7 protein-coding genes and 1 pseudogene are annotated in these 8,910 nt (G+C 74.5%); 2 read left to right on the top strand and 6 right to left on the bottom strand.

Going from position 1 to position 8,910, the window contains the following annotated elements; all coding sequences use genetic code 11:
- Window positions 1-90 precede the first annotated feature (90 nt).
- The 3 genes and pseudogenes from ACWGN5_RS34570 to ACWGN5_RS34560 form a co-directional block, all read right to left on the bottom strand.
- Window positions 91-1,773 (bottom strand): thiamine pyrophosphate-binding protein, encoded by a 1,683-nt coding sequence (locus ACWGN5_RS34570; protein WP_453522362.1) that lies wholly within the window; start codon window positions 1,771-1,773, stop codon window positions 91-93.
- 162 nt (window positions 1,774-1,935) lie between these two features.
- Entirely contained in the window at window positions 1,936-2,913 is a 978-nt protein-coding gene (gene speB / locus ACWGN5_RS34565; RefSeq protein ID WP_041129339.1) for an agmatinase, read from the bottom strand.
- A gap of 72 nt (window positions 2,914-2,985) precedes the next feature.
- Window positions 2,986-3,348: pseudogene (locus ACWGN5_RS34560) on the bottom strand (sodium:solute symporter); the annotation flags it as partial.
- A gap of 268 nt (window positions 3,349-3,616) precedes the next feature.
- On the opposite strand from ACWGN5_RS34560, the gene ACWGN5_RS34555 reads away from it, so the two are divergent.
- On the top strand, window positions 3,617-5,281 hold the full coding sequence (locus ACWGN5_RS34555; protein WP_453522361.1) for a PucR family transcriptional regulator ligand-binding domain-containing protein: 1,665 nt from the start codon (window positions 3,617-3,619) through the stop codon (window positions 5,279-5,281).
- 17 nt (window positions 5,282-5,298) lie between these two features.
- On the opposite strand, the gene ACWGN5_RS34550 is transcribed toward ACWGN5_RS34555, so the two are convergent.
- The 3 genes from ACWGN5_RS34550 to ACWGN5_RS34540 all read right to left on the bottom strand — a co-directional run bounded on the left by ACWGN5_RS34550 (window position 5,299) and on the right by ACWGN5_RS34540 (window position 8,332).
- Window positions 5,299-6,459 (bottom strand): trypsin-like serine peptidase, encoded by a 1,161-nt coding sequence (locus ACWGN5_RS34550; RefSeq protein WP_453522360.1) that lies wholly within the window; start codon window positions 6,457-6,459, stop codon window positions 5,299-5,301.
- Window positions 6,460-6,510: 51 nt separating this feature from the next.
- Window positions 6,511-7,533 carry a hypothetical protein gene (locus ACWGN5_RS34545; protein WP_453522359.1) on the bottom strand — a complete coding sequence of 341 codons (1,023 nt, stop codon included), beginning with the start codon at window positions 7,531-7,533 and terminating at the stop codon, window positions 6,511-6,513.
- A gap of 190 nt (window positions 7,534-7,723) precedes the next feature.
- Window positions 7,724-8,332, bottom strand: coding sequence for a hypothetical protein (locus ACWGN5_RS34540; RefSeq protein WP_453522358.1), 609 nt, complete (start codon window positions 8,330-8,332; stop codon window positions 7,724-7,726).
- Between the two features lie 162 nt (window positions 8,333-8,494).
- Here ACWGN5_RS34540 and ACWGN5_RS34535 point away from each other — a divergent pair.
- The coding region (locus tag ACWGN5_RS34535; RefSeq protein ID WP_453522357.1) for a helix-turn-helix domain-containing protein at window positions 8,495-8,910 on the top strand (416 nt) is incomplete at its 3' end.

Here is an 8,910-nt window from a genome sequence, read left to right as displayed (position 1 = left end):
GCCCCCCACGGGCCGGGCGGGGCCGCTCCGTCCGTCACGAGCCGGGCGGGTCGCCGTGCCCGTGGCGGGCCGGGCGGGTTGCCACGGGCGTCACAGGTGCGTCGGCTCGAACATCCTCAGGAGGGCCGGGAGCACCACCACGGACGGGCCCGGCGTGGCGAGGGCCTTCGCCAGGTCCGCCGTCAGGGACTCCGGGCTCGTCAGGGTCGCCGGGACGCCGAAGGACTCGGCCAGGGCGACGAAGTCCGGGCGGGCCAGTTCGGTGGCCGTCGCCTCGCCGAACGCGCCCGTCATGTACTCCCGCAGGATCCCGTACCCGCCGTCGTCGACGATCAGCCAGGTCACGTCGAGGCCGTACTGCTTCGCCGTCGCCAGCTCCGCGATCGAGTACATCGCGCCACCGTCACCGGAGACCGCGAGGACCGGCTGCGACGAGTCGGCCGCCGCCGCGCCGAGCGCGGCCGGGAAGCCGTAGCCGAGGCCGCCGGCGCCCTGGGCCGAGTGCATCGTGTTCGGGTACCGCGCGTCGAAGGCCGACCACGCCCAGTACGCCAGGATCGTCATGTCCCAGAAGCTCGGCGCCCGCGGCGGAAGGGCTTCGCGGACCGACGCCACGATCCGCTGCTCCAGATCCAGGCCCTGCGCCGCGATCCGCTCCCGGACCTTCGTGAGGACGGCCGCGACCCGCTCCGTGGCCGCCGGGTCGTGGCGCTCCTCGACGGTCTCCAGGAGCGCCTGCAGCGCGAGCCGGGCGTCCGCGTGGATGCCGAGCGCCGGATGGTTGGACTCCAGCTTCCCCGCGTCCGCCTCGATCTGGATCACCCGGCCCCGCGGGGCGAACGTGTGGTAGTTCGAGGACAGCTCCCCGAGGCCCGAGCCGACGACCAGCAGGACGTCGGCGTCCTCCAGGAAGTCCGTCGTGTGCCGGTCCTCCAGCCACGACTGGAGCGACAGCGGGTGCTCCCAGGGGAAGGCACCCTTGCCGCCGAAGGTGGTGACGACGGGCGCGTCGATCTTCTCGGCCAGCGCGAGGAGCTTGCCGGAGGCGTCCGAGCGGACGACGCCGCCGCCCGCGATGATCGCGGGCCGCTCGGCGTTCGCAAGCAGGTGCGCGGCGACCGCCGTCAGCTCGGGGCGCGGGACGACCTCCTCGGGCGTCGCGTCCATGGCCGTGACGACGGGGAGGGTCGTCTCGGCGAGGAGCACGTCCTGCGGGATCTCCACCCAGACCGGGCCGTGCGGGGCGGTGAGCGCCGACTCCCAGGCCGCGGCGATCGCGGACGGGATCTGGGACTGCGTACGGACCGTGTGGACGGACTTCACGACGTCCCGGAACGAGGCCTGCTGGTCGCGGAGCTCGTGGAGGTAGCCGTGCCGGCCGCCACCGAGCCCGGCCACCGGGATCTGGCTGCCGATCGCGAGGACCGGCGCGGAGGCGGCGGCCGCCTCCTGGAGCGCGGCGAGCGACATGAGCGCGCCGGGGCCGGTGGAGAGCAGCAGCGGGGCGGCCTCGCCGGTGATGCGGCCGTACGCGTCGGCGGCGAAGCCGGCGTTGTTCTCGACGCGGAGGCCGACGTAGCGCAGGTCGGAGCGGCGGAGGGCGTCGAACATGCCGAGGGCGTGCTGGCCGGGGAGGCCGAAGACCGTCGTGGCGCCGAGGCCGGTGAGGGTCTCCACGACGAGGTCGCCGCCGTTGCGCCCCTTGGGCGGGTTCAGGGCGGCCTCCGTCTGTGCGGCGGTGGGGCGCAGGACCAGGTCGTGGTCGTGGGTCATGGTCGTCCCTTGGCGTGGCTCGGTGGTCAGGTGCGGGCCGGTGGTCGGGTGGTGGCCACCCCCACCCCCCCCCCCGGGCCGGGGGGCCCCCCCCCCCGGGGGGGGGGGGGGGGGCCCCCCCGGGGGGGGGGGGCGGGGCATCGCCCGGCCGCGCCCGGGAGGTTACTTGGCGTCGCGCGCCGCCGCGATCTGGCGGGACATGATCGTCGTCAGTTCGTACGCCGTGTGCGACGCCGCGACCGCCGTGATCTCCGCGTGGTCGTACGCCGGCGCGACCTCGACGACGTCGGCGGAGACCAGGTTGCAGGAGGAGAGGCCGCGGAGGATCTCCAGGAGCTCGCGGGAGGTCATGCCGCCGGCCTCGGGGGTGCCGGTGCCGGGGGCGTGGGCCGGGTCGAGGCAGTCGATGTCGATGGAGATGTACAGCGGGCGGTCGCCGATGCGCTGGCGCAGCTGGTCGGCGACCTCGTCGGCGCCGCGGCGGTAGACGTCGGAGGACGTCACGATGCCGAAGCCGAGCTTCTCGTCGTCGGTGAGGTCCTGCTTGCCGTAGAGCGGGCCGCGGGTGCCGACGTGGGAGAGCGCGGAGGTGTCGAGGATGCCCTCCTCGACGGCGCGGCGGAACGGGGTGCCGTGGGTGTACTCGGCACCGAAGTAGGTGTCCCAGGTGTCGAGGTGCGCGTCGAAGTGGAGCAGGGCGACGGGGCCGTGCTTCTTGGCGACGGAGCGGAGCAGCGGCAGGGCGATGGTGTGGTCGCCGCCGAGGGTCATCATGCGGGCGCCGGTGCCGAGGAGGTCGTCGGCGGCGGCCTCGATGGTCTCGACGGCCTCGTTGATGTTGAACGGGTTGGCGGCGATGTCACCGGCGTCCGCGACCTGCGCGAGGGCGAACGGGGAGGCGTCCTGCGCGGGGTTGTAGGGGCGGAGCAGGCGGGAGGCCTCGCGGATGGCGTTGCCGCCGAAGCGGGCGCCGGGGCGGTAGGAGACGCCGGTGTCGAAGGGGACGCCGACCACGGCGACGTCGGCGGTGCCGACCTCGTCGAGGCGCGGCAGCCGGGCGAACGTCGCGGGACCGGCGTACCGCGGGATGCGGGACGAGTCGATCGGGCCGCGGAAGGCGTTCTGGTCGCTGCTGCTCATGGTCGGGGTCCTCCTGGGTGCTTCTCGGTGGGCCGGGCGTCGGGTCGCGACGCCCGGGGCGTGGGGCCGCCGTCAGGCGGTGACGGGCGCCGGGTCCGGGGACTCGGGCTCGGTCGGGGTCTCCTGGCCGGCCGGCCGGGCGCGCCAGTTCGCGAGCGCGGCGGCGTCCGCCGGGCGGGTCGCCAGGGAAACGATCACATACACGGCGAGCGAGGCCAACAAACCATAGTAAACAGTCTCATTTGCCAAGATTCCGTAAGTCCACATCAGGCCAATGACGGCCAGGCCGCCGACGGTGACCGCGGCGAGCGCGCCCTGGACGGTGCCGCGGCGCCGGAGCAGGCCGCCGAGGATGGGCACGAGGAGCCCGCCGACCAGCAGGTTGTAGGCGACGGTGAGGGCCTGGACGACGTCGTTGAGGACGATGGCGGCCATCGTCCCGGAGTACGTCCAGGGCCCGAGGCGGCGGTCGGCCACCAGGAACTCGCTCCTGGACTTGGCGCGGCGCATGCCCCACCAGCCCATCGCGAGATCGCCTGCCATGGGGCCCTCCTTCTCACCTCGGTGGCGTGTCGTGCGGGGGAAGTGCCCAGGTGCTGATCGCGGGGACATCCGCCCGTACCCGCGGCCCTGGGATGCCTCGACAGTAGGTGGCCGGAGAGCGACGATGAAGTGTACGTTTCCTCCACTGTCCGGGCAGGGGATGTACGAAGGGACCACATCGGTGACCACTCAGGAGCCCGGCTCCGCTCCCCCCGCGCCGCCGGTCTCGCTCGCCGCGCTGCTCGCCCGCCCCGACCTGGGCCTGCGGCTGCTCGCCGGGCCCGAGGACGTACGGCTGCACTGGGTGCACACATCGGAGATGGCCGACCCGTACCCGTATCTGCTCGGCGGCGAGCTGCTCATGACGGCGGGCGTGCAGCTCACCGATCCGGCGCACTACGTCGAGCGGGTCGTGGAGGCGGGGGCGGCGGCGCTCGCCTTCGGGGTGACCCCGGTGTACGACACGGTGCCGCCGGAGCTCGTCGCGGCCTGCGAGCGACAGGGCCTGCCGCTCGTGGAGGTCCCGCCCCGGACCCCGTTCACGGCGGTGGCGCGGGCGCTGTGGCGGCTGATGGCGGAGGCCCGGCTGTACGAGCTGCGCCGGGTGACGGAGGCCCAGCAGTCCCTGGCCGCGGCCGCGGCCCGGCCGGCCCCGGTCCCGGCGGTGCTCGGCGCGCTCGCCTCGCGGCTCGGCGGGCGGGCGGTGCTGTTCGGGGCGGACGGCACGGAGTCGGCGGCGGCCGGCCGGGAGGTCCCGGCGGAGGCGGCGCGGGCCCTGCGGGAGCTGGCGGGGGTGCTCGGTCCGCGCCCGGGCGGGCCGGCCTCGGCGAGCGGGGACGGCGGCGGGCTGCGGCTCGCGGCGTACGCGCTGGGCGGCGGGGACGGGCTGACGCTCGGGGTGGCGACGGAGCGGCGCGGCCCGGGCGACCACACGATCGCGGGCGTGGCGGTGGTCCTGCTCTCCCTGCTCACGGCCCCGCACCGGGGCGCGGACGTGACGGTACGGGACGGGGCCCTGGTCCGGCTGCTGCTCGGCGCACCCCCGGCGGAGGTCGCGGACAGCCTGGGCCCGGGCCCCTGGACGGTGGTCCACGCGAGGGGCGGCGACGGCACCCCGTTCGCGGCGGCGAGCCTGGCGGCGGCACTGGGGACACCACTGATGGCCCTGGACACGGGGACGGACACGGGGACGGGCACGGAGACGGGCGCGGGCACGGGTACGGGCGCGGGCACGGGCACGGGCACGGGCACGGGCACGGGCACGGGCACGGGGACGGGCACGGGGACGGGCACGGCCCAAGGCACGGGCGCAGCCCAAGGCACGGGCGCGGCCCAAGGCACCGCGGCCCAAGGCACCGGCGCGGCATCGACCCCGACTCCGGCCGGCCCCGGCACCGTGCGGCTCCTGCTGCCCTCCTCCGCCCCCGTCACCGCCCAGCAGGGATGGACCCTCGGGGCGAGCGCCCCCGTCGCCGCGTCGGAGCTCGCCGCCGGGGAGGCGCAGGCGGCGCGGGCGCTGCGCAGGGCGGAGGCCTCGCGGACGGCGCTCGTCCGGCACCGCGCCAACGGTTTCGCCGCGCTCGTCGACCGCGACGAGGCCGCCGCGTACGCCCGTACCGTCCTCGCCCCGCTCACCGAACCGCTCGCCGAGACGCTCCGCGTCTGGATCTCGCTGCACGGCAGCTGGGACCGGACGGCGGTGGCCCTGGAGATCCACCGGAACACCGTCCGCCAGCGCATCGCCCGCTGCGCCGCGCTCCTCGACCGGGACCTGGACGATCCCGACGTACGGATGGAGCTGTGGTTCGCGCTCACGTCCCGGTGAGCCCCTCCGTCACACGGTCACCACCCCGGTAGCACGGCGGCCAGTTCGGGTGTCGCGCCTTCGAGGCCGTGGGCCCAGTTCACGCGGTCCGGGACGCCGGCGAAGTGCAGGCCGAGGACCTTCCGGCCCTCGGCCTCCAGGTCGACGACGAGCGAACCGGAGCTGCCGCCGAGCGTGCTGGCGTCGTGGCTGATGATCCAGCGCCGGGCGTCGTCGGCCACCTCGCCCCGGCCCTCGGTGAGCACCCCGGGAGTGAGGCGCTTCACGCCCTTGACTCCGGCGAAGAGTTCGGCGAAGACGTCCGGCGTCGTCGACGCCGCGCTGCCGGGGAACCCGACGATGTAGACGCTGCGCCCACGGGAGGCGAGCCCGCCGTGCGTCGCCGGGTCGTCGCCCCGGGCGACCTGGACCGGGGCGGGGAAGGGTCGTCCGTTCACCCGGTCGAGCGTGAGGACGGCCAGGTCGAGGCCGTCGAAGTTGACCCCCGGAACGGTCGGGTGCGCGTGCTCGGGCGCTCCCGCGCGCCCCACGCCCAGGACTCGGCCGATCCGGAAGACGCGGTTCGACGGCCCGCCGCCGACCTCCGCTCCGAAGTCGACCGCCACGCCGGGCTTGAGTTCCCCGCCGAACTGCCCGTCGGTACGGGACGGATGCGTGGAGATGGCCTGCAGGACGTGGTAGTTCGTCACGACGACGCCGTCGTCGATCGCCCACGCCGTGCCCTGGTAGCCGAGGAGCGCGCTCGGGTCGTTCACCCGGCCGACCGCCCGGCAGACGGTGCGGAGTTCGGCCTCGATCCGCGACAGGGACGGCGCCCAGTTCGCCACCGCCGGTGCCGTGACGTCGACGAAGTCGTCCTCGACGAAGAGCACCGGGCGCGTGCCGTCGCTGTGCACGACGGCCTCCAGCCTCGCCATGTCCCGCATGTCGAGCCGGGCGTCGTCGCCGCGGTCGACGACCTCCCGCAGCGCCTGTCGGGCACCGCGCATCAGCCGCTCCCGCGCCACCGGATCGGCTCTCCTGCCGAGGTGTTCCTCAAGTCGGCCGACCTCGTCGGAGAGTTGAGCGACCAGGCGTTCGGGATCCGGCGGACTCGGCGCGCCGCCCCCGTCGGCGTGCTCGAGTCCTCCGTCCTGCGACCCGCGGAGGAGCCGCTCGTACGCGCTGCCGCCGGACATGGCGTCCCCTGCTCGGCTCGGTCCTCGACCCGGTGGCCGGCTCGGCCGCGCTCAGTGGACGCCCGCGGCCTGGGCGGACGCCAACTCCGCGACCCGGCTGCGGTACACCTCGGCCAGGCCGCCGCCGTTCGCGGCGGGAACTCCCTCCGGGCCCGCCCCGAGCGACTGCAGGACGGCGTCGGCACGGGCCTGGACGTCCGCCATCCCGCTCACGGTGTGCGGGTACAGCAGGTCGAGCCCGCGCTTGTCGCCGTCCGACAGGTTCTGCCCGTTGCCGGTCGGCGCGCAGCTGCTGGGGGTGGACTTGTAGAAGAACGCCGGGAACCGGTACAGCATCACGGACTTGGTGTCGAAGGGCCCGGCGACGACGTCCGGGTCGTCCACGGTGCGCAGGTTGTGGTCCACCTTCGCGCGCGGCCACCGGTTCGGCTCGCCCGCGAGGAAGGTGTAGATGCCGGGGAGCCGGCCCTGGGCGTCCGCCACGAAGACACCGGACGGGTCCTGCGTGGGGACGTACCCGACCTCGTCCTCCCAGCGGAACTCGCCCTCGCAGGTGCCGCGCATGTTCTGGTGGGAGTGGTGGAACCCCAGCGCGTGCAGGAACTCGTGCCGCACGGTGCCCTCCCACTGGACGGGCCTGTTGGTCACGAACCGCCCGAGGTTGAGGCTGCGCTGGTGGGGGTTGCCTCCGACCGGGCCGCCTCCCGCGCCGATCGCGGTGTCCGTGCTGTCGGTGCCCACCAGGGAGAAGAAGCCCTGCTGGTCGAAGCTGACCCGGATCTCGGCGGCCAGGACGGTGTCGGACGTGGTCCACCGCCGGAACGAACCGGCCGCGGTCTGCCCGAAGTCGAGCGTCAGGTTGCAGGAGTCGGTGATCTGCTTCGTCGCCCCCGCGATGTCCGCGTGCAACTGGTCGTTCCCGTCGAGGAACGCGACCCGCACGGTCTTGCCCAGGGGCCACTTCCCGATGTCGGTGATGAGGAACTCCAGGCCACCGGCGGCCGTTGCGCGCCTCCAGCGGTCCCTTACCTCGATCTCGGCGACGACTTCATCAGGGAGAGATTCGAGTTCCATGACGCGTCCTTTCGCATCACATTCGAAGAGCCCCCCGGACCGGTACCGGTCTGATGACGGATGGGCTGCTCGGCTGGACGCGCGAGCGTGCCGACGTCGGAATCCCACGTCCCAGTATCACCCGAATGGGGGTATTGTGCGACTCCACCCTCACTCTGAGTAGTTCGGCATCCGTCATGATGACGCTACGTCAGGACCAGAGCTTGTTCACGGCGGTACGGGTCGTCTCCCGGAACGCCGTCAGCGGGGCGTCCTTCAGGTCACCCAGCTGGCCCCACCGGACGTAGGTGACGGTCCGGCCGTCGCGGCCCACGGAGAACAGGTGGATGTCGGTGTTGCCGATCTGCGGGTCGTCGGTGTCCAGGCTGTAGACCCAGGCGCCCTCCTCCACGGCGATCTTGCCGTGGTAGGCGCTGACGGCGTGCAGGCCCGGGTTCTGCCGCTCCAGGAGGGCGCCGCAGCCGGCGAGGGCCTTGCGAAGGGTGTCGACCAGCTTCACCGCGTCGGCCTCGGTGCGGGCGACGGTGGTGATCTGGACGCCGTTGGTGTCGAGCTCGGTGCTGAACTCGCGGTAGCGGGTGTTCTGCGCCGGGATCTTGTACGGGGCGCAGAGGGCGCCGCCGTTCTCCGGGACGCCGGTGAAGACCTGGGTGGCGGTCCACGGCGTCGACGACGCGGGCATCTGCGCGGCGGAGAGGAAGGCGGGCTGGGCTGCGGCCTGCGCCGGGGCGGCGGCGAGGGCGGCGAGGCCCAGGGCGGCAGCGGCGCCGGCGGCGAGCGCGGTGCGGAGCTTGTGCATGGTGGTGGATCCCCCGTCGGGTCGTTCGGTCAGTGCTCCACCAGCGTCGGGCTCCCGCCCGCCCCGGGCAACGGCGACGCGCCCTCCCTCCGTCCCGGAACCATTCCACCCCCTCTGACGTGGGAGAACGCAAGAGGGGTGGAACGAGCGGGGGATGGGCCGATGGGTGAGGTCGAGGAGTTCGCGGCGCGGGTGCGCGCGCTGAAGACGCGCGACGGGCGCAGTTACGAGGCGCTGGGGCGGCGCCTCGGCGTCAGCGCCTCCACGGTGCACCGCTACTGCTCCGGTGCGGCCGTCCCGGAGTCCTTCGCCGTCGTCGAACGCCTGGCCCGGCTGTGCGGGGCCGCCGCGGACGACGTCCGTGAGCTGGAGGAGCACTGGCGACGCGCCGACCTCGTCCGCAGGCCCCCGGCGCAGCCGGCCGTACCGGTCACGGCCGTGGCGACCGCGCCGAGGCCGGAGCCCACACCCGGGCCGGAGCCCGCGCCGAGGCCGGAGCCCACACCCGGGCCGGAGCCCGCGCCGAGGCCGGAGCCCACACCCGGGCCGGAGCCCGCGCCGAGGCCGGAGCCCACACC

Source organism: Streptomyces sp. NPDC055815 (genome assembly GCF_053616475.1).
This window is presented reverse-complemented; position numbering and strand designations above follow the sequence as displayed.